Raw genomic sequence first — 23174 nt, 5'->3', positions numbered from 1 at the left:
ACCCGGCGCAGCGCGGCATCCTCTACCCGGCCCGGCTGCCGACCTTCGTCCGGCTGCCGCCGCCGGAGCCGGTGGCGGCTCTGGTCCGCTGGTTCTGGATCCCGCAGTGGCGGATCGCGCCGGGCCGGGTCTCCCGGCAGCAGATCATCGCCTTCCCGGCCTGCAACCTGGTGGTCGGCCCGGACGGCGTGGAGCTGGCCGGCCCGACGACGCGCCTGTCGTACCGCGACCTGACCGGCACCGGCTGGGCGGTCGGCGCGCTGCTGCGTCCGGCGGCGGTGCCGCACTTCACCGCGGACCCGGCGGCGCTGCGGGACGCCTCGCTCCCGCTGGACCTGCCCGAGCTGCGGTCACCGGTGGTCGCGGCGATGACCGCGCCGGTCGACCCCGCGCAGCGGCCCGCCGCCGCCGTGGCGGCCTTCGCGGACTGGCTCGCCGTGACCGTCGACCCGCCTGACCCGGACGGCCTGGCCGCCAACACGCTGGCCGAACTGGTCGACAGCGACCCGCAGGTCCTGCGGGTCGAGGACATCGCCGACCGGCTGCACGTGTCGACCCGTACGGTGCAGCGGCTGGCCCGCCGCCATGTCGGCCTGCCGCCGCTGACGATGATCCGCCGGCGTCGGTTGCAGGAGGCGGCGCACCTGCTGCGGACCGACCCGGGCACCGACCTGGCGGGGCTGGCAGCCCAACTGGGGTACGCCGATCAGGCCCACCTGGCCAACGAGTTCCGTACGGTGCTCGGCTTCACGCCGACCGCGTACCTCCGAGGGAGCGCCCCAACCTGACGGCGCAGCCTCCGCTTCGTTGCTGAGCCACTCGCCCAGCTGACCCGAAATCGGGATGAACGGCGGCACCGCCGCCCGGCAGGATGGACGGCGTGCATTCCGCGACCGCCGTGACCCCAGCCGAACTGCCGGACCTGCTGCTGCATGTGGCGGTGGTCCGGCCGGTGTTCGTCTGGGGTGCCCCGGCAGGCGGCGCTGGTCGACGACGGCCAGCTGACGGCGGCCAAGGCGATCGCCGTGGTCGACGCGCGTGGCCAGATCCGGGCCAGCAAGGCGCACCGGTTCGACGAGGAACAGTGGTTGTGGGTCTTGGCGCACTGCCTGCTGCACCTGGGCTTCGGCCATCTCAGCGCCGGCCGCTACGCCACCGACCCGGCGTACGCCGATGTGGCCTGTCTGGCGGTCACCCGGTTCCAGCGGGCGGTCAAACTCGGGACCGAGCCGCTGCTGCTGCCGGCCGAGTTGCCCAGCACCGACGAGCAGGTGCTGCTGCGGCAGTGGCGGCAGGCCGGCGTACCGGCCGAGTATGTCGGCTGTGGCACCGGCGGCAACGCTTCGGACCTGGCCGCGTCGCCGGTCGGGATGAGGGCGGTCGGCTGGGACTGGCCGGCTCAGTTCGCGGTCGGCCTGTCCGCAGCCGCGATGGCCGCGGTCGACGTGGCCGGCGGGGCACGCCGTTCACTGACCGACCCGGCCGCCCGCCGGCAGCCGTGGCAGCTGGCGATGAGCTGGTTCCTGTCGTCGTACCCGCTGCTCGGTGCGCTGGCGTCGCGGTTCACCCTGGTCGCCGACGCCGACCTGGCCCGCAGCTGGCACATCACGATCGCAGCGGTGTCGCCGTCCGCCGGGGAGATCTACCTCAACCCGCTGCGGGAGTTGTCGAGCACGCAGTGGCGGTTCGTGTTGGCCCACGAGATGCTGCACGCGGCGCTGCGTCACGGTGACCGGGTCGGCGGGCGTGACCCATACCTGTGGAACGTGGCCGCCGACTACGTCATCAACGGCTGGCCGATCGAGATGGGCGTGGGCGAGCCGCCGGACGGACTGCTGCACGACCCGCAGTTGGCCGGCCTGTCCGCCGAGGCGGTCTACGACCAGATCGCCAAGGACCTGCGCCGGCTGCGCAAGCTGGCCACCCTGCGCGGCACCGGGCTCGGTGACGTACTCGGCGAACCGTTGCCGTATGCGGGCCGTCCTGGCCACGGCGTCGACCTGGACGACTTCTACCGGCGGGCGCTGCTCGACGGCTACGCCTACCACCAGCGGGAGGGCCGGGGTCATCTGCCGGCCGGGCTGGTCGCCGAGATTCGGGTCCTGCAGCAGCCGCCGCTGCCGTGGGACGCCCGGCTGGCCCATTGGTTCGACGAGTACGTCCCGTCGCCGCGACGGGTCCGCTCCTACGCCCGCCCGTCGCGGCGACAGGCCAGCACCCCGGGTATTCCGCGACCGGGCTGGCGGTGGCCGGACGAGTCGGTGTCCCGGTGCACCTTCGGTGTGGTGCTGGACACCTCCGGCTCGATGAGTCACGAACTGCTCGGCAAGGCGCTCGGCGCCATCGTCTCGTACGCCACCGCCCGGGACGTGCCGGCCGCCCGGGTGGTGTTCTGCGACGCCCACCCGTACGACGCCGGCTATCTGCCGGTGGAGCAGATCGTCGGCCGGGTACGGGTGCGGGGCAGGGGCGGCACGGTACTGCAGCCCGGTGTCCGGCTGCTGGAGTCCGCCACCGACTTTCCGGCCGACGCACCGATCCTGGTCATCACCGACGGGTACTGCGACGTGGTGCGTATCCGCCGGGAGCATGCTTTTCTCGTCCCGGACGCTGCCCGGCTGCCCTTCACCCCGCGCGGACCGGTCTTTCGCCTGCGTTGACTGCTGGAGCTGACGCCTGCGTCGACGGTTGGAGCTGACGCCTGCGTCGACGGTTGGAGCTGACGCCTGCGTCGACGGTGTCAGGTGTCGCTGCGGCGCAGGCCGGCGATGAGCAGGCGGACCAGGCGGCGGGCGTCGTAGCGGGGGTCGGTGTCGTCGCCGATGCAGAGGTTGCCGACGCCGCGCAGCAGCTGGTAGGCGTCGACGTCCGGGCGGATCTCGCCAGCGGCTTCGGCGGCGTCGAGCAGTTGGGCGCAGGCGGGGACGAGCCGGCCGGTGAAGGAGTCGTGCAGGGTCTGGTAGGTGGCGGCGTCGGAGTGCAGCGCCCCGGCGAGGCCGTGCTTGGTGACCAGGAAGTCGACGAACAGTTCGATCCATCGGGCCAGCGCGGCGTGTGGACTGTCACTGTCGGTGAGCAGGGCCGGGGCGGCTTCGGCGCAGGCGTCGACCTGGTGGCGGAAGACGGCGACGATCAGGTCGGCGCGGGTGGGGAAGTGGCGGTAGATGGTGCCGACGCCGACCCCGGCCCGGGCGGCGATGTCGCGTACCGGCACGTCGACGCCGGATGCGACGAACGCCGCCGCGGCGGCGCTGAGCAGTGTCTGCTCGTTGCGCCGGGCGTCGGCCCGCTGCTTGCGCGGCGGGATCGGGGGCGCTGAACCGTTGCCGTCGCCTTCGTCGCTGTCGACCACGCGTGGTCACCTCCGTCATCCGACTTGGCAAACGGAACACTGTTCCGTATCGTTCTTAGCGGAACGCTGATCCGCTTACGGCTCCAGCGTGCCAGACCAGTCGACCCTGTTCAAGGGAGAAACCACCGTGCAGTACCGCACTCTCGGCCGTACCGGCGTCCAGGTCAGCACCCTCGTGCTCGGCGCGATGAACTTCAGCACCGCCGGCCGTACCGACCAGCAGGAAGCCACCGCCATCATCGACGCCGCCCTCGACGCCGGGATCAACCTGATCGACACCGCCGACTGGTACGGCCAGGGCGAGTCGGAGCAGATGGTCGGCAAGGCCATCGCCGGCCGCCGCGACGACATCGTGCTGGCCACCAAGGCCAACATGCCGATGAGCGACGAGCGCAACCACCAGGGCGGCTCCCGCCGCTGGCTGGTCACCGCCCTGGACGACAGCCTGCGCCGGCTCGGCGTCGACCACGTCGACCTCTACCAGGTGCACCGCTGGGACCCGACGACCAGCGACGAGGAGACCCTGTCCGCGCTGACCGACCTGCAGCGGGCCGGCAAGATCCGCTACTTCGGCTCGTCGACCTTCCCGGCCTACCGGATCGTCCAGGCCCAGTGGGCGGCCCGGGAAAACAAGACCAGCCGGTACGTGACCGAGCAGCCGCCGTACTCGATCCTGCAACGCGGCATCGAGGCCCACGTCCTGCCGGCCATCCAGGAGTACGGCATGGGGGTGCTGGCCTGGAGCCCGCTCGCCTCGGGCTGGCTCTCCGGCGCGATCCGGGCCGACCGGGAGATCAGCACCAACCGGTCCGGTTTTCGGCCGCAGATGTTCGACCTGACCGTCCCCGCCAACCAGGCCAAGCTCGACGCGGTCGAGAAACTCGCCACCGTCGCCGACGACGCCGGCGTGACGCTGATCCAGCTGGCGCTCGGCTTCGTCACCGCGCACCCCGGGGTGACCAGCGCGATCATCGGCCCGCGCACCGCCGACCACCTGCGTTCCCAGCTGGCCGCCGCCGACACCGTACTGACCGCCGACGTGCTCGACGCCATCGACACGATCGTCGCTCCCGGCGTCGACCTCGCCCCGCAGGAGAAGCACGACACCCCGCCAGCCCTGCTCGACCCGGCGCTGCGTCGCCGCTGACCCGCCGTACCGGAGGGATCCGATGTCACCGACTACCCGACCCAGCTTCGGGATCATGACCGCCCCGTCCCAGGTCGACTACCACGACGTGCTGCGGGTCTGGCGCGACGCGGACACGATCCCGGCGATCGAGCACGCCTGGCTCTACGACCACCTCATGCCGCTCGGCGGCGATCCGAACGGGCCGACGTACGAAGGGTGGACGCTGCTCGCGGCACTCGCCGCGCAGACCCGGCGGCTGCGCCTGGGCCTGCTGGTGACCAGCAACCGTTTCCGACCACCGGCGATGCTGGCCAAGATCGCCGCGACCGTCGACGTCGTTTCCGGCGGGCGGCTCGACTTCGGTATCGGTGCCGGTTCGCGGCCCAGTTACCCGCTGGCCCGCCGCGAGTACGACGCCCACGGCCTGCCGTTCCACGACTTCGGCCACTCCGTGGACAGCCTCGCCGAGGCGTGCACCATCATCCGGCGGCTGTGGACCGAGGCCGAGCCGTTCGACTTCCACGGCACCCACCACCAACTCGTCGGAGCATTCGGCAATCCGAAGCCGGTGCAGCGCCCGTACCCGCCGATTGTGATCGGGGGGCGGTCGGCGGCCGTGCTGCGGGTGGTCGCCGAGCACGCCGACCTGTGGAACATCCCCGGCGGCGACATCGCCGACGCGGTCCAGCCGCAGCGCGCTGCTGGACCGCTACTGCGCCCAGATCGGCCGGGACCCGGCGGCCATCACCCGCTCCATCCACCTGCCGGTCTCCTACGACCAGCCCAAGCTCACCCGGGCCGCGATCAGCGAAGCGATCGATGCCGGCTTCCGGCACCTCGTCCTCGGACTGTCGCCGCCCTACCCGGCCGACGTCGCCCACCGGGTCGCCGACGAGATCATCGCCGGGTCGGCCTGAGGCTTCCGCCAGGGACCGGAACGGGTCGCCGGTCTTCTGGCCCGCCTGCGGATACCCTCAGGTGGACCCCACACCGTCCAAATGGGGCGTCAAGGAGGCTGGCGTGGCGATTCAGCGGATGGACAACGTCCTCATCGTGGTCGAGGACCTTGACGTCGTGCGGGCGCGGGAGTCGAGGGTCTCCCACCGGGCCAGACGATCCCCGAGCCGTAGCCGCAGCTTCCGCCCATAGTGCGGATGCCATCTGCGTTCAGCGTCGATGCCGGTCCCGCAGACGTAGATCAGCTGACCGACCCGCTCGGGGTGGTCGATGGCGTACCGCAACGCCAGGTGGGCACCCCACGAGTGACCGGGCAGGGCCATGCGCGGTCCGGCCAGCTGGTCGCGTACCGCGTCGAGGTCGGCGACGAAGCGGGCGACGCTGTACGGCCCGCGCCGCTGCGATCGCCCACAGCCGCGCTGATCCCACCGGATGACGCGGAGATGCTCGTTGAGAAGCCGGGCGAGCGGTTCGAAGTAGTCCCACATACCCGGACCACCGTGACAGAGCACCAGCGGCGGACCGTCGCCGGACTGCTCCACCCACAGTCGGCAGCCGTCGTCGGCGCGGACATCCAGGCTCATCGGGTCATTGTCGCGGTGGCGGTGGCCGTCGGGCATCGCCGGTGAGGTCCATCGCGGGGCGTAGATCCCCAGCTCCTGGCCATCCGCCTGGTGAGAACAACGAGGTGACCTGATGGGGCTTGTGGAGAGCCCGTTGCGTTGTGAGGCGCACGGCGGGTTCGGGTGGCGGTTCGGGGAAACCTACTGGTGGCGACACCGACAAGCGCTCCGGACCGACCTCACTACGGCCGGGATCTGGTGGTCGTGGACCGCTGGTTCCCGTCGACCCGGCTGTGTTCGGGCTGCCGCGCACTGGCCGAGCGGATGCCGTTGCAGGTGCGGTCGTGGACCTGCCGGTGCGGGCAGGCCCACGACCGGGACATCGACGCGGCCCGCAACATCCTCGCGGAGGGGCTCTCCGTGATTGCCTGTGGAGGCGGTGTAAGACCTCACGGGGAGTCCTCCTCTCGGACGGGCGGTCGTCGGCGAAGCAGGAACTTCCTGGGGCGACCCAGGGAATCCCGTCCCTTGGGGAGGGGAGGAAGTCAAGCCGGACCTGGGTGCCCAGTGGTCAATCTGGTAGGTTCTTGATGATGGCTTCGGTGACAGCCTTGGTGCTGGCGCTGCCGCCGATATCCCGCGTCAGCAGCCCTTGTGCCGTGGTCGCCTCGATCGCGGCGTTTATCTTCCTGGCCTCGTCGGGCAGGCCGAGATGGGTCAGCATCATCGCTGCGCTGCCAATGGCGCCGATGGGATTGCAGATTCCCATCCCGGCGATGTCGGGCGCGGACCCGTGAACCGGCTCGAACATGCTCGGGTACCGCCGTTCCGGATTGAGATTCGCACTCGGGGCGAGGCCGAGGCTACCCGCGAGAGCGCTGCCGAGGTCGGAAAGGATGTCCGCGTTGAGATTGGACGCGACGACGACCGAGAGATCCTCCGGGTGTAGGACGAACTTGGCCGCCATCGCGTCCACAAGGACGCTTTCCGTTTCGACGTCCTGATAGTCTGCGGCGACCCGCCGGAACGTGTCGTCCCAGAGGACCATACCGTACTGCTGGGCGTTACTCTTGGTGACGCTGGCCACCTTCTTGCGGGTCCTGGTGCGAGCGAGGTCGAACGCGAACCGCATGATCCGTTCGCAGCCGACCTCGGTGAACAGGGCGGACTGGACGGCAACCTCTCCGCCCGCACCGCGGGCGGAGAGGTTGCGTCCGCCGAGGCCGGCGTATTCGCCTTCGGTGTTCTCTCGGACGACGACCCAGTCGAGCTCTACGGTGTCAGCCTTCCGTAGTGGACTGGTGACGCCTGGCAGGAAAGTCACCGGCCGGACGTTCGCCCAATGGTCGAATCCCTGACAGATGCGCAGGCGAAGACCCCACAGGCTGATGTGGTCAGGTACCGTGGGCCACCCAACGGCACCGAAATAGATGGCGTCGAAGTCGCGCAACGTGTCCAGACCGTCCTCAGGCATCATGATCCCGTGCTCGGCATAGTAGTCCGAACCCCACGGGAACTCCGCCCACTGGAATCCGAAACGACCACCGGAGCGCCCTTCCAGTGCGTCAAGTACGTCCCGTCCAGCGGCGACTACCTCCCGACCGACGCCGTCGGCGGGAATGACGGCGATACGGAAGTGGTGCTGATTGCTCATGGCAACTCCGGCCTCGTGGTAGATGGTAGGCACAAATCAGTGAACCCGGATGCTCGATAGGCGTCCAACACCGCTATCCGATCGGATGCATTGGTCCAGCCTATGATTCCTGCTGCACTACGCCTCGCAGCTGTGGGTGTGCTCGGCCGTCATGCGCTGCGTACCGGCGAAGGCCTTGACGGTGCGGGGCCGCCCCAACTTGATCCGGTCGAGGGCCTTGATCCTGTCCTTCTTGCTCCGATCGCGCCACGTGTCGTCGTCGGTGTCGAAGGAGAGCGGCTGCAGGTAGTCCACGGGGTCGATGACCCACCGCACGTGCGGCCGGTCGGCATCCGGCACACCCATGAGGTTCATCTGCTCGAGGTAGCCGGCGTACACCGCCAGGGAGCAGCCCTCCCGAGTCCGGGTGCCCGACGTCAGGTGGTTCGGCACGTAGATGCGGGGACGGACGATCGACTGGTAGTGGATGAGGTCGCGCAGACCGTTGTTGGTGTAGTTGGCGGTCGATGCCGTTGCCAGATGCAGGTCGGTCTGGGGCAGCGACGCGAGGCGGCCCCGGATGCGCTCGCCATCCTCGGGGGTGCCGGGCCAGCCGTTGCCGATGCCCTCCTTCAGCGCGCCTGCGGTGTTCTGCCACCCGAAGCTGAAGTTGCTGCCGTGCCGCAAGGTGATGTGGAAGTAGATACTCACGGTGCCGCCGGAGCCGCCGCCGGTGCGCAGGTTCATCTGCCCGGGCTGCGGGTTGGACCCCGGGGTCAGCGAAGTCCCCGACGGAAAGAGGGCCGAGTCGCGCGGGTCGACGAGAATCTCGGTACGCGGCGGCGGGTACTCCGGGTCCTGCGGCACCGCGACCGAGTGCAGGTGCCGGAAGGCCACCACCTGAGCGAAGGGTTCGAGTACGTCGAGCCGGACCATCTCGGTACCGGGAACGGAGTCGGCGCTGGTGACCGGCACGGTCCGCAGGACGGCGTCAGAGGGGATCCGGGTCTGCGGATCGGTGTTGACCAGCGGGTCAGCCTTCAGCCGAGCAAAGTCGGCGGCCAGCACGGCGCAGGTTTCCTCCGAGGCGTAGATGGTTGCACCGGTCATGGCCGCGATGTAGGCCGCGTTGTCGGCATGGTCGCCGTGCCCGTGGCCGAGCAGAACAGCGTCAGGCCGGGCATCGACGAGGTCGGCGATCACCAGCGGAGTACGGCCACGCTCCACCTCCAGCCGGCTGATGAACGTGTCGAGGTACAGCAGGCGGCCGCCGACCGCGACGGCGAACGACGAGTTGGACAGCCACGATGCGACCACGCGCTCCTCGGGCAGGGCACCGGTCTGAGGGTCGACGTTCTCCGGGCCGAAGAGCCGCAGCCGGGCAGCGATGCCGGCGTCCGAGAGGCGCCTACCGCCGCCCTTGGACGGGCTCCAGCCGGTGCCGAGCTTGGTCGCCAGTGCCGGTTCAGTGACGATTGCCGAGCCGACGGCGGCGCCCGACAGCGCGGTGGCCGAGGCGAGGAACAACCTTCGTTTCATCGGATTCCTCTCATTGCCTGGTGCAGGCATGGAGTAGGGACGGGGTGCAGGCATGGAGTAGGGACGGGGTGCAGGCATGGAGTAGGGACGGGGTGCGGGGACGGGGTGCGGGTCGGAGCTGAGATCGACTCACTCAACCAATGTGATCGTCGCCACGTCCAAGACCGGTGTCCTCTCGACGCGATAGCGCGGCCCTATGGGTCGTGGCGACGTGCGTCACCTGGCCCGACGTGCGTCGAGCCGGCACCGGCTTCAGCGTCAACCGGTGAGATGGTCCAGGGCTATCCGTCGTCCGATCTCGGTGAGCAGCTCAGCGGCATCCGACTGGCATCGGTCGAGGTCGGGGTCGATACTGGTGAGCGGGTAAGCGCCAGCAAAGCCGGCGGCAGCGAGGTCGGCCGCATCGAGCGTCGACTGGCCGGCCACCGCGACGACCGGCACACCTGCGGCGTGCGCCGCTGCCGCAACCCCCACCGGAGTCTTCCCGGCCAGGCTCTGCTGATCGAGGCGCCCCTCTCCGGTAATCACCAGACGGGCGCTGGTCAGGGCCGTGGCGAAGTCGGTCAGGTCCAGGAAGACCTCGATACCCCGGCGAATGGTCGCACCGAGTGCCAGGGCGGCGAATCCGACGCCGCCGGCGGCCCCAGCCCCGGGCGCTGCGGCCAGCCCCGCACCGGCTGCCTGTCCGACTGCTGTGGCGAACCGGCTCAGAGCCTGCTCAAGCAGGTTGACCTGCGCGGGGTCGGCACCCTTCTGCGGTCCGTACGTGGCGGCCGCGCCTCGGCTACCAAGCAGGGGATTGTCAACGTCGGCGGCCACCGTCACTGAGACACCACGCAACAGGTCGTGCGCGGGATTCAGATCGACGGAGGCTACCTCGGCGAGCCGGCGACCGCCGCGCGGAATGTTCTGCTGATCGCGGTCGAGCACCCGGGCGCCCAGCGCCTGCAGCAGGCCGGCTCCGCCATCGGTGCTGGCGCTGCCACCCAGGCCGATGACGAGGTGACGGCAGCCGCTGCGGACCGCTGCGACGATGACCTGCCCGAGTCCGTACGACGAGGCGTCCAAGGGGGCGGGAACGCCGTCGGGTAGCTGGCTGAGCCCGCACGCGTCGGCGAGCTCGACGACCGCCACCTCGCCGCGGACCGCGTAACTCGTTCGTACGGTCTGGCCGGTCGGCCCGTCGACCTCCACCGGAACCAGGTCGAAGCCGACATCTGACAGGAGCGCGACGGTGCCGTCGCCGCCATCGGCCATCGGACGGCACTCGACCTGGACGCCGGGTCGGACGGCCCGTAGCCCGGCACGCAGCGCCAGAGCGACGTTCGTCGCGTCGAGTGACCCCTTGAACTTGTCCGGTGCCACGAGACACGTCGTCCTGGTGGTGGGCATGTCGGCCTCCCGCTGCTGGTGGACAGGGCTGCCGGGTGGACCGGAAGCCTCACCAACCTTGGGTGGACCCGGGTGCGGCGTCCAACACGCACGATCTACCCCTCTCATAGGTGCGGCCTATGAGATCGGCTGGATGATCCGTCACCTGGCGTGCGGGCATGGCGGCCGGGCCGGGCACCGCGCTGTTCAGCGCGTCGGTGCGGGCGTCGACGGGCCGCACACGTCGGCCTGGTCGGTCAGGCCGCCGGCTGGTCGAGCCGCTCGTCGCGGTACCTCCGGGCGATGTCGATGAATGCCCGCGCGGCGGGCGTCAGCTGGGTGCGGCGACTGACCAGGACGATCCGCAGGTACGCCGTGGGGCGGATCGGCAGCACGTCCGCCCCGGCCCTGATCGCGAGATCCTTCCACGCGGCGGGCAGGATCGCATCGGCCACCCCGGCGAGGACGAGGGGAAGGATGGACGTCCGGTGGGCGACCTCGGCGACGAGCCGGGCCTGACTTCCCTGCGCCAGGATGTGATCGACGAGCTGTCGCATGAGGGAACCGGGCTGGGAGGCGATGAGCCGGTGTCCGTCGAAATCGTCGGCGGTGACGTGGTCGCGGCCATGGAAAGGGCCACCGGGAGCGGTGAACAGCATCAAAGGCTGGTTCTCCAGGGGCACGACGTCGAGCTCGGCGACCCGGACGATGTCGGGCGCGCCGAGCAGGCCGATCTCGACGGCACCGGTACGCACCGCGTCGATCACCTCGTCCGGTACGAAGGCGGCGTTGACGCTGACAGTGACGTCGGGGTGAGCGGCGGCGAACCGCTGCATGATCGGTGCCAGGGGCTCGATGCCGGCGGACGGCATCGAGGTGACCTCAACCCGGCCTCGGGCCACCCCCTTGATGGCGTCGATGGTGGCCTGTGCGGTCGCCAGGTCGCGGATGACCTGCCGGGCCGGACCGATCAGCTGCTTGCCGGCGTCACTGAGCACCACGCCGCGTCCGACCCGGTGGAACAGCGCGACGCCCAGCTCGCGCTCCAGTCCGGCGATGGCCTGTGACAGTGACGGTTGCGCGATGTAGAGCTTCTCGGCTGCCTTGCCGAAGCCTTCAGCGTCGACGACTGCGAGGAAGTATCGGAGCTGGCGGGCGTCCATCGCGCGTCAGCACCGGCTGCCGGTACGGGTCTGGGGCAGCTGAGAATGCCTCCCGGTCGGTGCCGCCCTTCTCAGGCTGCAATCTGTCATGCGCGCGCACCCTTCGCTGATTCTCATGATCAGATCGGCCTGACCTGGCGATATGCAACCAGGTGGCGGCCGATAGGTCCAGACCCCGTTCGGGATTCGTTAGATAGGCGCTGGCTACGAGTGGGAGTGTCGACCGAGGGTAGCGGCCGACGGTCGATCGAACGCCGCAGCCACGTCCGCGCCGCCACGAGCCGTACGGTTTCGGCGGGAACCGGCGGGTGGCCGCGCCGAAACTACCGGTCCGTCAATGGCCGCGGCCCATCCGCGCTTCTGTCTGCTATGGGCGCTTTGGGCGTTTGATTCGCAGTTTCGCGCGCGCGATCGCTGAGGGCTCCTCGATAGGTCGTGCCTATGAATGAGATCGATGCAGCGTCTTGGACGTCACTATGTCGGCCGAGTTAACTGTTGTGCTGCAGGACACAGTCAGCTCTGGAGGAATCACGTGCCCAGATCCCCACCACCGGCCGACCAGGAGAAACAGGCCGGCGCGTCCGCGCCCGTCCGAGAACTGGATCGCCGCCGACCCCCGACTGGCGTGTCAGCGCGCCGACGAACGGTCCCGACCGTTCCCACCACCACGGCCACCAACCAGAGCCAGTCGCCTAGCCGACGAGTCCAAGGGAGTCCTGTATGGTCCATCCGTCCCCGCTGCGCGCCGACCCGGAACGAGCCGTCCCGCCCTCCGACGAACGGCCCGACACGCTGCTCAGCGTGTCCCACGCCTCGATCGGCTACTGGGTCAACGGCACGTTCGCCCGAGCTGTGGCAGACGTGAGCTTCGACGTCACCGCTGGCGAGACGATCATGTTGATCGGCCCGTCCGGATGCGGAAAGTCGACCCTTCTCAAGACCATCGCGGGGTTCCTCGAACTCGCTGACGGCACGATCACCGTGGCCGGTCGACGCACACTCGCCCCCGGGCCGGACCGGGCGGTCGTCTTCCAGGAGTTCGACCAGCTGTTCCCCTGGCGTGACGTACTCGACAACGTCGCATACCCGTTGCGTCGCAACGGTCGTAAGAGGTCCGACGCGGACCAGCAGGCGCGCCGCTACCTCGAGATGATGGGGCTGAGTCGAGCCCTCGACCGCCACCCCCACCAGCTCTCGGGCGGAATGAAGCAGCGGGTGGCGATCGCGCGCGCCTTCGCGCTGGAGCCGGTCATGCTGCTGATGGACGAGCCGTTCGGGGCTCTGGACGCGCTCACCCGGGCCCGCCTGCAGGCGGAGCTCAACGCCATCGCGAAACGAACCGGGGTCACCATCCTGTTCGTCACCCACAGCATCGAGGAGGCAATTGTTCTCGGTGACCGGGTCGTCGTTCTGACCGACCCGCCTTCGGTGGTCCGTGAGACCGTCCAGATCACCGACGAAGCCAAGGTGGTGGGTTCAGAGGAGTACCGCAGCGTACGGACACATCTGGGCAGCCTGCTGCACCGGGACGGGAAGGGGGCTGACGAGGATGTCGCTGAGTTCACCGACTGAACAATCGACCATCACCCGTACCGAGGGGGACGTCCCGGCCGCGCCGTCGGCCGACGCCGCCCCACCGCGCAGTGTCAGGGACTGGCGGTGGGGGGCGATGCCGGTGTGGCTGCGCCGGGTTCTCGTCGTCGTCCTGCTGCTGACCGGGTGGCAGCTCTACGTCACGATATCGGGCGTCAACCCTCTGCTGTTCTCCTCACCCGCAGACGTGGGTCGGGCCCTGGTCGCGGGTTTCCAGAACGGTGAACTGCTGCGATCGACCGGCACCACCATGCGGGTCCTGTTGCTCGGCATGCTGTTCGGCAGCCTCATCGCCGTCGTGCTGACCACGCTCGCGGTGTGGACGCGCTTCGGTGAGGACGTACTCGTCGTCTTCTCCTCGATGCTGAACCCACTGCCGTCGATCGCCGTGCTGCCGCTGGCGATCCTGTGGTTCGGGCTCAGTGAGACGGCTCTGGTGTTCGTGGTCGCCAACGCGGTGATCTGGCCGATCGCAATCAATGTCAACACCGGCTTCCGGACGGCGAACCGGACGATCATAGCGGTCGGCCGCAACATCGGGCTCAAGCGCTGGCGCATGATCTCCGAGGTACTCTTCCCGGCCGCCCTGCCACACACGATCTCGGGAGTCAAGACTGCCTGGGCCTTCGGCTGGCGCACCATCGTCGCCTCCGAACTCGTGTTCGGCGTCGCAGGAGGCGGGGGTGGCCTCGGCTACTTCATCAACAACAGCCGCTACTACCTTGACATCCCCGACGTCTTCGCCGGCCTGGTGACGATCGCGGTCATCGGCCTACTGATCGACATGGTCTTCATTCTGATCGAGCGGCGCACTGTCGTTCGATGGGGAATGAAGACATAGCCGGTCCGCCAACCTGTCGGAATCCGGTTCCCGCCACCACTGTAGGTGGAACACACTGTCCGCCCGACCCTCCGTCCAATATCAGCAGACAAGGTGGGGATCACCCTATGATTTCAGCTAGTTCTCGAGCCGCTCGGCGATCCCGATATGTTGCCGCGACCGCTCTGGCCGCACTTTTGTCGACCTCGGCCGCATGCGGTTCCAACGACGCCGACGTGCAGGCCGGCGACGGTATGCCGGCCAAGGTGACGATTGCGTACCAGCCGGGCCTGTCATACGCTCCGCTCATTCTACTCAAGCAGAACGGCACCCTGGAGAAGGAGTTTCCCAACACGACCTTCGAGTGGACGGAGCTATCGTCGAGCGCGGCAGTGCAGGACGGCATGATTTCAGGCGACATCCAGGTCGGCGCCGGAAGCGCGGCACAGATGATCCTGGCCCGGGACAAGGGGGTCGACTGGCGGTACCTGGCCTCGCTCAACGACGCGGAACTTTGGCTGATGGCCAAGGACGAACGGCTCACGTCGCTCAGTGATTTCACGTCCTCCGACAAGATTGCGATGCCCTCGCTGACGTCGATTCAGGCGTTGGTCCTTCGAAAGGGAGCCCAAGACCAGCTCGGCGACGCCGAAGCGCTCGACACGAACATCGTGCCCATGTCCCATCCGGATGGCTTGCAGAACCTGGTGAGCGGACAGATCGCCGCGCACCTGACCTCACCGCCGTTCCAGTTCGACGAGCAGGATCAGGGCATGCGTGTCGTGCTGAAGAGCAGCGACCTCTTCGGGCCGATCATGTTCAACGGTGTATTCATGATGAACGAGTACTACGAGCAGAACACCGAGTTCTCGACCCGGCTCTACTCGATCCTGGAAGAGCAGATCGCCGCGCTCGCGGACGACCCGGCGGCGGCGGCGGCTGAGCTCTCGGCGAACTCCGGTGGCAAGACCACACCTGAGAGCTTCGAGAAGTACCTCACCAACCCGGCGATCACCTACACCACCGAGCCGCACGGTCTTCAGGACATCGCCGGTTTCATGGAGGAAATCGGAATGATCTCGGAGACACCGGACAGCTGGAAGGACCTCACCTTCCCCACCGTCCACGAGAGCGCCGGCAGCTGACGCCACAACCCACCGCCATACGGTCAGACGAGCCGTCGGCGACCGCCGACGGCTCGTCTGACGCACTGGCCACCCAGAGGACCGATACGACTGACCCGGCCTGATCCGGCTGCGGAATCAGCTCGGCCTGTCCGGTGATCGGGCCGCGCGGCCGACCAACTCGACCGCGCACCCGATCAGACGGTGATCGGGCCGCGGTGCAGCCAGTCAACCAGCTCCGGTACGGCGAGCTTGGCGACCTGCTCCTCGTAGCGCCGCAGGTCGCCGTCGTCGAGCAGGTCACGCCACTGGCCGGTGGCGCCCCGGTTGAAGAACTGCTTCGGGTCCCGCCACATCGCCAGGACGGGGGCGAATTCCTTGGCGCGGCTGCGCATGGAATCGAAGGTGGCCGCCTGCACCAGCTCCGGCCAGCGCTGTTCGGGCACCTCGATGTCGAGCTGTTCGGCGATCGCCCGCATCTGGCCCTCAAGGTCGGACTTCAGCTCGTCGTAGTGCAGGAGCAGGACGTTTGACCGGTCACGCTCCGCCCAGAAACCCGACATGTGGTGCAGCATCGACGGCAGGCCGATCTGCACGTCGGGGTGTTCCATCCAGGCCCAGAACCGATCGTACTCGGATTCCAGCTGCGGTGGCGCGTCGTCGGTGAGCTCGCCGGTCAGGTCGTCGTTGCCGACCGCCGCGTCGCGTAGCGCCAGGACCACGTCGTAGTCGGTGTTCTGGAAGTGCGCGTCCCAGGACAGCGCGACGTCACGCGGATCCCGGCCGACGGCGATGTAGTTGACCTCGTCGTGGATCGGCAGTCCGTCGAACGGGGTGTGGGTCTTGATGATGCGTCGGTGCTGCTGCGCCTCGTAGAACGCGAACACGTCGGCCTGGCTGCGGGTCTTCATGTCGGGCCAGATGGTGATGTCGTCCAGCCGGCCGGGCAGCTCCGGCGTCTGGAAGATCAACAACGCGCAGATCGTCTGGGTCCACGTGGTGCCGCACTTGGCGGGTGTCGAGATGACGATGTCACCCGGGCGAAAGGGAAACCCCTGCCACCGTGCACTGTCCATGATCGCGTTCTGGTACCGCTCGGTCGGTTCGCGCACCGTTCCTCCAGTTGCATCAGTCGTCGTCCCGTCTGGACGATCGACTCTACTATGTAGGGTATCGGTGCGAATCGGCCACAAAAGGACACCGGTGCCGCGACGGAGGGCAGGCACCGGGGTCCGGTCCCAACGTTTACCGGGCGTGGCCTCAGTTGTTCCGGAAGGCGTTACGCCGGGCCCGTAGCGTCACCAGCCCGACCACCAGCACCACCAGGATGGCGAGCACCAGCATCGCGACCGCGACGCGGATCAGCCACGCCCATCCGTCGGCGGACGCGACCCCCTCGGCATCCGACGCCGCAGCTGCCGGCGGTGGCGGCGGTGACTGGGCCGGCGTGGCCCGTACGTCGATGATCGCCTCGCCCGCGTACGGGGTCGGCGTGGTGACCGTCACCTGCCAGTCGCCCGGCTGGAGAATCGGGCCGGTGGAGTAGAACCCCTGCCCCTCACCGGACGGCTGCACCTGCATCGGGCCGACCGTCTGGCCGTCCGCACCGGTGGCGGTCAACACCAGCCGGATCGCCTCCGCCGGCCGGTTGCCCGCCGAATCGGTGACCTCGATGGTCACCCCCAGCGCACCGTCGCTGGCCACGTCCAGATCGAGTTGCCCGGTCTGCGCCGCCGCCGGGCCGGCCGCCGGCAGGATCACCAGCAGTAGGCCGACCAGCACCACGGCGAGCCCACGAATCAGCCGCATAATCACTCCTCGTACGGAAAAAGGGTCGGCCCCGCCCCACCCACGGACGCAGGCGGGACGGGGCCGACCACCATCAGAGTTGCTGGTCCGGATCGATCCGGGTCGGGTCTTCCGCGAGCCGACCCGCACCGGTCACCGGCTTACCACCGTTGGCCTGCACTCCGGCCGCGCTGGCCGTGCCGCCGAGGCGCACGATCATCGCGTCCGCGTCGCGGACCATGGTGTCCCGCACGTCGGTGTCGGTCACCAACGCCGGGTCGGTGGCGAGGGCCTTGAAGGCGGTCAACTGCTGCACCGCCCGCTTGTCCTTGCCTTCGGCCTCGGACAGCCGCGCCGCGTCCAGCTTGTTGGACAGCTTGCGGTGCGCGAGGTTGGACAGCTGCCCGGTCGCCTTGAACCGGTCGATCAGGCTCTGCATGTCCCGGAACGACGTGGTCACGAAGAACCGGACCGTCGAGGCGGTACGGTTGCCCGCCTTGTCGGTCGCCGTCACCGTCAACTCGTGCATCCCCAGCGGCAGGTCGTACATGGCCTGCAGCGTGTTGTTGGCGTACGGCTGGCCGTTGAGCGTGCCGACCACGGTCGCGATACCGGAGGTCGGGTCGACCGCCTGCCACGACACCCGGACGTCCTGGCTGTCGCCGTAGAGCTGACCGTCGGCCACGCCGGAGATCAGCAGCGTCGGCTTCGTGCCGTCGATCTTGACCACGGCCGACTTGAGCGCCTCGACGTTGCCGACCGCGTCGGTGGCCCGGTACAGCAGCTCGTGCTCGCCGTCACCACTGATCGCCACCGGCTCGGTGTACGGCGTCCAGTCACCACCGTCGAGCGACCACTCCAGCAGCGCCACGCCGGAACCGGCGTCGGTGGCCGCCAGCACCACCGGGATGGTGCCGTCGTGCCACCCGTTGTCGTTCGCCGGGGCGAACTCCGCAGAGCTGACCGGCGCCGTACCGTCGATCTTGAACGTGACCGACCCGGCCTCCTCGACGTTGCCGGCGGCGTCGGTGGAGCGGAACCGCAGCTCGTGCTCGCCGTCGCCGGTCACCGTCACCGGCGCGGTGTACGTCGTCCAGCCGGTCTCGTCGTCGAGCGAGTACTCGGTGCCCGCCACCCCGCTGCCGCCGTCGTTGTCGGTGGCGGCCAGGGTGACCGTGACGTCACCCGGGTACCAGCCGTCGACCGGCTCGCCGGACCCGGTGACGGTCGCGCTGGTCACCGGTGCGGTGGTGTCCTCCTCCGTCGACGGGGTGGTCAACCGGAAGTAGTCGAACGAGACCGGCTTCGACGCCGTCTGGTTGCCGCTGAGGGTGAACACCCCGATCTTCGGGTTGGCCCCGACCGCCGTGCTGGTCAGCGACTCGAACGCCGTCCAGGTGGTGCCGTCCGCCGAGTACTCGGCTGTGAAGACGTCACCAGCCCGGGACACCCGCAGGTACCACACCCCGGAGGTCAACCCGGTGACCTGCGGCTGCGGGTTCTGGACCACGGCGTCGATCTCACTGCGGAACTCGATCCGCCGGCTGACCGCCGAGCCTGCCGAGTTGTCCGTGACGAAGTCCAACTTCAGGTAGTTGTCGTCGTCGGCGTACACGAGCAGACCGCCCTGCTGGTACTGCTCGTTCAGCAGGCTGCCGTCGACTTTCGTCTCCATCGTCCAGTCGCCCTCGGGGGCGGTCTGCAGGATGAAGTTCGTCGGCCCGGTGTTGTCCCCGGTGTAGATGTCCCCGTTGGGCACGTCGATGGTCAACGCCCCGTCGGCGACCCGGTACGCGGCCGCGTCCTCCCGAACGATGGCGTCCCACCGGCACTTGTCCAGCGCGTCGCCGTCGAACTCGTCGGAGGCCTCGACCGGCCCGTCCGGCGCGTCCGGCGTGAACTGGAACCAGTCGAACAAGGCGTCGACCACCGGCGCCTCGGTGCCACCGTTGAGGGCGAACACCCCGACCTGCGGGTTGACGATGCCGGCCAGCGCCGCCGACCGACCGACCGGGGTGAACGTCTGCCCGTCGGCCGACATGGCCGCCGTGACGTTCGTGCCGTCGCTGGTCAACCGCAGGTAGATGGTGTCACCGGCGGGTGCGTCGGTGGCGTCGGCACCCTCGTTGCGCGGCGTACCGGCGGTCTCCCGGATGAACTCCACCCGGCGGGAACCGTTGTAGAGCAGATCCACCTTCGCGTAGTTGGCGTCGTCGCCGTAGAGCAGCAGACCCGCCTGCTGGTAGTTGGCGGTCACCGGCAGGGTGACCTTGGTGGTGGCCTGCCAGGCACCGGACGGCACCGGCTGCAGCACCAGGTTGGTGGCGTCGTTGCGGGAGCCGTACAGGTCACCGACGCCGGTCGGCAGCCGCAGTACGCCGTCGGAGACCGAGTAGAGCTGGTTCTCCCGGACAATCGTCCACCGGTCGCGGTCCAGCTCGTCGCCGAGGAAGTCGTCCGAGCGCGCCCCGAAGCAGGACGTGTTCGGTGCCTCCACCCGGATCTGGGTGTACGCCGAGGACTGCGCGCCCCGGGCGTCGGTCACCGTCAGCACGGCGGTGAACGTCCCCGGTACGGCGTACGTGCGGCTGGCCTCCAGCGTGTCGGCGGTGCCGCCGTCACCGAAGTCCCAGGCGTACGTCAACGGGGTGTCGCCTTCGGCGTCGGTCGCCGTACCGGTGAACGCGACGGTGACCGGCGCGGTGCCGGACGTCGGGGTCGCGGTCACGGTGACCTGCGGCGGCGCGTTGTCGGTCACGCCCCGGCCGATGAAGTCCATCCAGTTGACGTTGAACAGCGAACCGGTGCCGCCGGCCGGGTCCCGGGCGACGAAGAACAGCGTTCCGCTGTCCAGCGCGCCGGTGACCGGTGCGGTGACGTTGGTCCAGGACTGCCAGCCCCCGGTGCCCGGTACGGTGGCCGTGGCCACCAGCGGACCGTCGGCCGCGTCGGCCCGGACCTCGATCCGACCGCCGTTGGCCGCCGAGGCGACCCGGAACCGGATCTCGTCGATGCCGGTCAGGCTGGCCGGGTCGACCGACCACCAGTCGCCGTCCTCGATGAATCCGATGTTGTCGCCGCCGCCGGCCGGGTCGCTGGAGGCTTCCACCTGGACGCCCGGGTCGCCGCCGCCGGTGGCGTCCGCCACCCGCCCGGTGACCGTGTAGTACTCGGCCTGCTTGCGCTTGGGCTGCAGCAGCTCGATCGCCCGGCCGGTGAGCGGCCCGGCGCCGGCGACGCCGCCGTTGTCGGTGTAGGTGGCCTCGAAGACGGTGAAGACGTCCGCTTCGGCGCCGTGACCGTCGGCGAGCTGGGTCTGCACCACGCCGGAGCAGCCGGTGTGCTGGTCCAGCGGGTGGGCGTGCTCGTCGTGGCCGAGCAGCACCTGCAGCTGCACCCGGTCACAGTCGATCTCGCCGTCCTCCGGGTCGGTGACGGTGATGGTGTACTCGACCTGGTCGCCCCAGTTGAAGAAGCCACCGGCCGGCGGGAAGGTGATTTCCACCGTCGGCGCGGTGTTGCCGACCGTCACCGGTACGTTGGCCACCGCGGTCCGCCCGTTCGGGTTGGTCACGGTGAGCTGTGCGGTGTAGCTGCCCGCCTCGGCGTACGTGTGGCTCGGGTTGGCCTGGTCCGAGGTGGCACCGTCACCGAACGTCCACGCGTAGGTGAGGTCCCCGCCGTCGGGGTCCCGGGAGCCGGCGCTGGAGAACTGCACGGTCAGCGGTGCCGGCCCGGAGGTCGGGGTGGCGCTGGCCTGGGCGATCGGTGCGCGGGCCCCGGCGATGTAGTCGATCCGGTAGACCCCGGAGTCGTCGTTGTTGCCGCCGAAGCCGCTGCCCCATTCGATCATGTACAGCGCGCCGTCCGGGCCGAACTCGAAGTCCATCGGCCGGATGAAGCTCATCCCGGTCAGCAGCTGGTTGATGTCGATCAGTTCGGTGCCGTCGGCACTGACCTGCATCGTGTACATCTTCGACTGGTTCCACTCACCGAGCAGCGCCTTGCCGTCGTAGTAGGCCGGCCACTTGCGGTCGGAGACCAGATCGGCGTCGTAGCGGTAGACCGGGCCGCCCATCGGCGCGCCACCGCCACCGATTTCGGGGTAGCGCGGGTCGCCGCTGTAGCCGTAGTCGACGGTGGCCGGGATCGCCGGCGGCAGGTTGGTCAGGCCGGTGTTGTTGGGGGAGTCGTTCACCGGGGCCGAGCAGTCGAACTTGGCGCCGCTCGGGCCGGACGGGAACTGGTAGTCGTTGTACGCCTCGTTCGTCCCGGTGCAGTACGGCCAGCCGTAGTTACCGGGAGTGTCGACGATGTTCCACTCGACCAGACCCCGCGGGCCCCGGTTGGGGTTGTCCGAGTTGGCGTCCGGGCCGTAGTCGGCGACGTAGAGCGTGTCGGTGGCCGGGTCGATGCCCATCCGGAACGGGTTACGGAAGCCCATCGCGAAGATCTCCGGGCGGGTCTGCGCGGTGCCCGGTGCGAACAGGTTGCCCTCCGGGATGGTGTACGTCCCGTCGTCCTCCGGGTGGATCCGGATCACCTTGCCGCGCAGGTCGTTGGTGTTGCCGGAGGTCCGCTGCGCGTCGTAGTCCTGCCGGCCGGCCCGCTCGTCGATCGGGGTGTAGGCGCTCGACTCGAACGGGTTGGTGTTGTCCCCGGTGGCCAGGTACAGGTTGCCGTCGCTGTCGAAGGCCATGGTGCCGCCGGCGTGGCAGCAGGTGTTGCGTTGCGTGTCGACCTGCAGCACGACCTTCTCGCTCGCCAGGTCGATGCTGTCGCCGACGACGGTGAACCGGGACAGCAGGTTGCGGGCGACGCCGTCGTTGCGGGCGTAGTAGAGGTAGACCCAGCCGTTGTCGGCGAAGTCCGGGTCGAGCCGGATGCCGATCAGGCCGTCCTCGTTGCCGGTGAACACGTCGAGGTCGATCGCGGTGACCGTGCTGCCGGTGTCCGGCTTGACGATCTGCACCCGGCCGTCGCGCTCGATGTAGAAGACTCGCCCGTCCGGAGCTACGTCCAGCTCCATCGGGTTGCTGGTGTTGCTGTCCAGGGTGATCTTCTCGAAGCTCTCGGTCAGCGACGCGCCGCAGTCGGACTCGACGACGCCGGCCACCGACTGGATCCCGCCGAGCAGGTGCGTCAGGAACTCCGGTTCGGCGAACGACTCGTCGGTGTGACCCATCCCGGTGTACCAGGCGCGGCCGCCGTCGTAGTCGCGGCACCAGGCGATCGGGTGGTCGGCGCCCATCGCGCCGGAGCCGACCGAGTAGCTGGACTCGTCCAGGCTGGCCAGCACGTGCACGTCGCCACGCGGGTTGGTCCGGAAGTTGTACCACTCGTCGTAGCGGGACCACTCGGCCGGCAGCCCGGCGGTGGCCGGGTGGGCGTTGTCCTCCACCTTGACCGTGGCGGTCTGGTTGGCCGGGTGGCTGGCGAAGTAGGCACCGACGAGTTCGCCGTACCAGGGCCAGCTGTACTCGGTGTCGGAGGCGGCGTGGATGCCCACGTACCCGCCGCCGGCCTGGATGTAGCGCTCGAACGCGGCCTGCTGGTCGGGGTCGAGGACGTCACCGGTGGTGGAGAGCCAGATCACCGCCCGGTAGTTGGCCAGGTTCTCGTCGGTGAAGGCGGCGCTGTTCTCGGTGGTGTCGACGGTGAAGTTGTTGGCCGCGCCGAGCTGCTGGATCGCGGCGATACCGGCCGGGATCGAGGCGTGCCGGAAGCCGGCGGTCTTGGAGAAGACCAGGACCGAGTACGGGTCGTCGACTGCGGCCGGCGCGGGCTGCTCGGCCGGGGTACCAGGGGTGGTCGGGGCGGCCTGCGCGGCGGGGGCGCCGAGCAGCATTGTGGACAACATGGACAGTGATAGCAGTGCGGCGGTGATGGGGCCACGCGGAGCATGGCGTCGGCGGGTTCGGGACACGGGGTCTCCTCGTCCTGGTGAACAGGGGTGCCGGGTCGACCCGGCCGATGGCCTTCCCGTCGTGCTCGGTGAACGTGCTGCCACGACGCGTTCACCGATGTTTTGTTAAGCCGTTGGACAAATTAGGGACTGCCGGCTCTGTTTCCGGCAAGAGTTGAATATGTAACGGTTTTATAACCGAGGTCACGCGCAACACCCCGCCGGCGGTCGTTGCGA

At 69.1% G+C, this 23174-nt stretch carries 16 protein-coding genes and 1 pseudogene; 8 read left to right on the top strand and 9 right to left on the bottom strand.

The window, feature by feature from the left end:
* The first annotated feature begins 53 nt into the window (after positions 1-53).
* On the top strand, positions 54-788 hold the full coding sequence (locus tag ACN28F_RS11380; protein WP_353850588.1) for a helix-turn-helix domain-containing protein: 735 nt from the start codon (positions 54-56) through the stop codon (positions 786-788).
* Positions 789-965: 177 nt separating this feature from the next.
* Entirely contained in the window at positions 966-2660 is a 1695-nt protein-coding gene (locus tag ACN28F_RS11375; RefSeq protein ID WP_421357667.1) for a DUF2201 family putative metallopeptidase, read from the top strand.
* Between the two features lie 80 nt (positions 2661-2740).
* On the opposite strand, the gene ACN28F_RS11370 is transcribed toward ACN28F_RS11375, so the two are convergent.
* On the bottom strand, positions 2741-3307 hold the full coding sequence (locus ACN28F_RS11370; protein ID WP_289211121.1) for a TetR/AcrR family transcriptional regulator: 567 nt from the start codon (positions 3305-3307) through the stop codon (positions 2741-2743).
* Between the two features lie 172 nt (positions 3308-3479).
* On the opposite strand from ACN28F_RS11370, the gene ACN28F_RS11365 reads away from it, so the two are divergent.
* Together ACN28F_RS11365 and ACN28F_RS11360 are read left to right on the top strand one after the other, a co-directional pair.
* Positions 3480-4499, top strand: coding sequence for an aldo/keto reductase (locus ACN28F_RS11365; RefSeq protein WP_289211120.1), 1020 nt, complete (start codon positions 3480-3482; stop codon positions 4497-4499).
* Positions 4500-4521: 22 nt separating this feature from the next.
* Positions 4522-5079: pseudogene (locus ACN28F_RS11360) on the top strand (LLM class flavin-dependent oxidoreductase); the annotation flags it as partial.
* Positions 5080-5509: 430 nt separating this feature from the next.
* On the opposite strand, the gene ACN28F_RS11355 reads toward ACN28F_RS11360, so the two are convergent.
* Positions 5510-6022, bottom strand: coding sequence for an alpha/beta fold hydrolase (locus tag ACN28F_RS11355; RefSeq protein WP_289207988.1), 513 nt, complete (start codon positions 6020-6022; stop codon positions 5510-5512).
* Positions 6023-6184: 162 nt separating this feature from the next.
* On the opposite strand from ACN28F_RS11355, the gene ACN28F_RS11350 reads away from it, so the two are divergent.
* Positions 6185-6592, top strand: a complete 408-nt coding sequence (locus tag ACN28F_RS11350; protein ID WP_353850479.1) for a transposase — start codon at positions 6185-6187, stop codon at positions 6590-6592.
* On the opposite strand, the gene ACN28F_RS11345 is transcribed toward ACN28F_RS11350, so the two are convergent.
* The 4 genes from ACN28F_RS11345 to ACN28F_RS11330 form a co-directional block, all read right to left on the bottom strand.
* Positions 6573-7655, bottom strand: coding sequence for a tartrate dehydrogenase (locus ACN28F_RS11345; protein ID WP_289207987.1), 1083 nt, complete (start codon positions 7653-7655; stop codon positions 6573-6575). The two genes, ACN28F_RS11350 and ACN28F_RS11345, sit on opposite strands and share 20 nt — an antisense overlap.
* Positions 7656-7772: 117 nt before the next feature.
* Entirely contained in the window at positions 7773-9173 is a 1401-nt protein-coding gene (locus tag ACN28F_RS11340) for an MBL fold metallo-hydrolase (protein WP_289207986.1), read from the bottom strand.
* Positions 9174-9431: 258 nt separating this feature from the next.
* Positions 9432-10565, bottom strand: a complete 1134-nt coding sequence (locus ACN28F_RS11335; protein WP_421357666.1) for a glycerate kinase — start codon at positions 10563-10565, stop codon at positions 9432-9434.
* Between the two features lie 236 nt (positions 10566-10801).
* Positions 10802-11707, bottom strand: a complete 906-nt coding sequence (locus ACN28F_RS11330) for a LysR family transcriptional regulator (RefSeq protein ID WP_281553125.1) — start codon at positions 11705-11707, stop codon at positions 10802-10804.
* A gap of 720 nt (positions 11708-12427) precedes the next feature.
* Between ACN28F_RS11330 and ACN28F_RS11325 the strand changes: the two genes are divergently transcribed.
* The 3 genes from ACN28F_RS11325 to ACN28F_RS11315 all read left to right on the top strand — a co-directional run bounded on the left by ACN28F_RS11325 (position 12428) and on the right by ACN28F_RS11315 (position 15265).
* Positions 12428-13279, top strand: coding sequence for an ABC transporter ATP-binding protein (locus tag ACN28F_RS11325; protein ID WP_289207984.1), 852 nt, complete (start codon positions 12428-12430; stop codon positions 13277-13279).
* 97 nt (positions 13280-13376) lie between these two features.
* A complete protein-coding gene (locus ACN28F_RS11320) occupies positions 13377-14141 on the top strand; it encodes an ABC transporter permease (RefSeq protein ID WP_289207983.1) in 765 nt (254 codons plus the stop codon).
* A 215-nt stretch (positions 14142-14356) separates the two neighbouring features.
* Entirely contained in the window at positions 14357-15265 is a 909-nt protein-coding gene (locus ACN28F_RS11315) for an ABC transporter substrate-binding protein (RefSeq protein ID WP_289207982.1), read from the top strand.
* A 176-nt stretch (positions 15266-15441) separates the two neighbouring features.
* On the opposite strand, the gene ACN28F_RS11310 is transcribed toward ACN28F_RS11315, so the two are convergent.
* The 3 genes from ACN28F_RS11310 to ACN28F_RS11300 all read right to left on the bottom strand — a co-directional run bounded on the left by ACN28F_RS11310 (position 15442) and on the right by ACN28F_RS11300 (position 22892).
* Positions 15442-16356 (bottom strand): sulfotransferase domain-containing protein, encoded by a 915-nt coding sequence (locus ACN28F_RS11310; protein ID WP_289207981.1) that lies wholly within the window; start codon positions 16354-16356, stop codon positions 15442-15444.
* A gap of 148 nt (positions 16357-16504) precedes the next feature.
* Positions 16505-17053 carry a hypothetical protein gene (locus tag ACN28F_RS11305; protein WP_421357665.1) on the bottom strand — a complete coding sequence of 183 codons (549 nt, stop codon included), beginning with the start codon at positions 17051-17053 and terminating at the stop codon, positions 16505-16507.
* Positions 17054-17126: 73 nt separating this feature from the next.
* Positions 17127-22892 (bottom strand): ThuA domain-containing protein, encoded by a 5766-nt coding sequence (locus ACN28F_RS11300; protein WP_289207979.1) that lies wholly within the window; start codon positions 22890-22892, stop codon positions 17127-17129.
* Between the last annotated feature and the right edge of the window lie 282 nt (positions 22893-23174).

Source organism: Solwaraspora sp. WMMA2101 (assembly GCF_049179175.1).
In the GTDB taxonomy this organism is placed as follows: domain Bacteria; phylum Actinomycetota; class Actinomycetes; order Mycobacteriales; family Micromonosporaceae; genus Micromonospora_E.
This window is presented reverse-complemented; position numbering and strand designations above follow the sequence as displayed.

Coding starts and splice junctions, on each gene's coding strand:
- ACN28F_RS11355 (WP_289207988.1), bottom strand. CDS start 6,022: ATGAGCCTGGATGTCCGCGCCGACGACGGCTGCCGACTGTGGGTGGAG.
- ACN28F_RS11345 (WP_289207987.1), bottom strand. CDS start 7,655: ATGAGCAATCAGCACCACTTCCGTATCGCCGTCATTCCCGCCGACGGC.
- ACN28F_RS11340 (WP_289207986.1), bottom strand. CDS start 9,173: ATGAAACGAAGGTTGTTCCTCGCCTCGGCCACCGCGCTGTCGGGCGCC.
- ACN28F_RS11335 (WP_421357666.1), bottom strand. CDS start 10,565: ATGCCCACCACCAGGACGACGTGTCTCGTGGCACCGGACAAGTTCAAG.
- ACN28F_RS11330 (WP_281553125.1), bottom strand. CDS start 11,707: ATGGACGCCCGCCAGCTCCGATACTTCCTCGCAGTCGTCGACGCTGAA.
- ACN28F_RS11325 (WP_289207984.1), top strand. CDS start 12,428: ATGGTCCATCCGTCCCCGCTGCGCGCCGACCCGGAACGAGCCGTCCCG.
- ACN28F_RS11320 (WP_289207983.1), top strand. CDS start 13,377: ATGCCGGTGTGGCTGCGCCGGGTTCTCGTCGTCGTCCTGCTGCTGACC.
- ACN28F_RS11305 (WP_421357665.1), bottom strand. CDS start 17,053: ATGCGGCTGATTCGTGGGCTCGCCGTGGTGCTGGTCGGCCTACTGCTG.
- ACN28F_RS11300 (WP_289207979.1), bottom strand. CDS start 22,892: ATGTTGTCCACAATGCTGCTCGGCGCCCCCGCCGCGCAGGCCGCCCCG.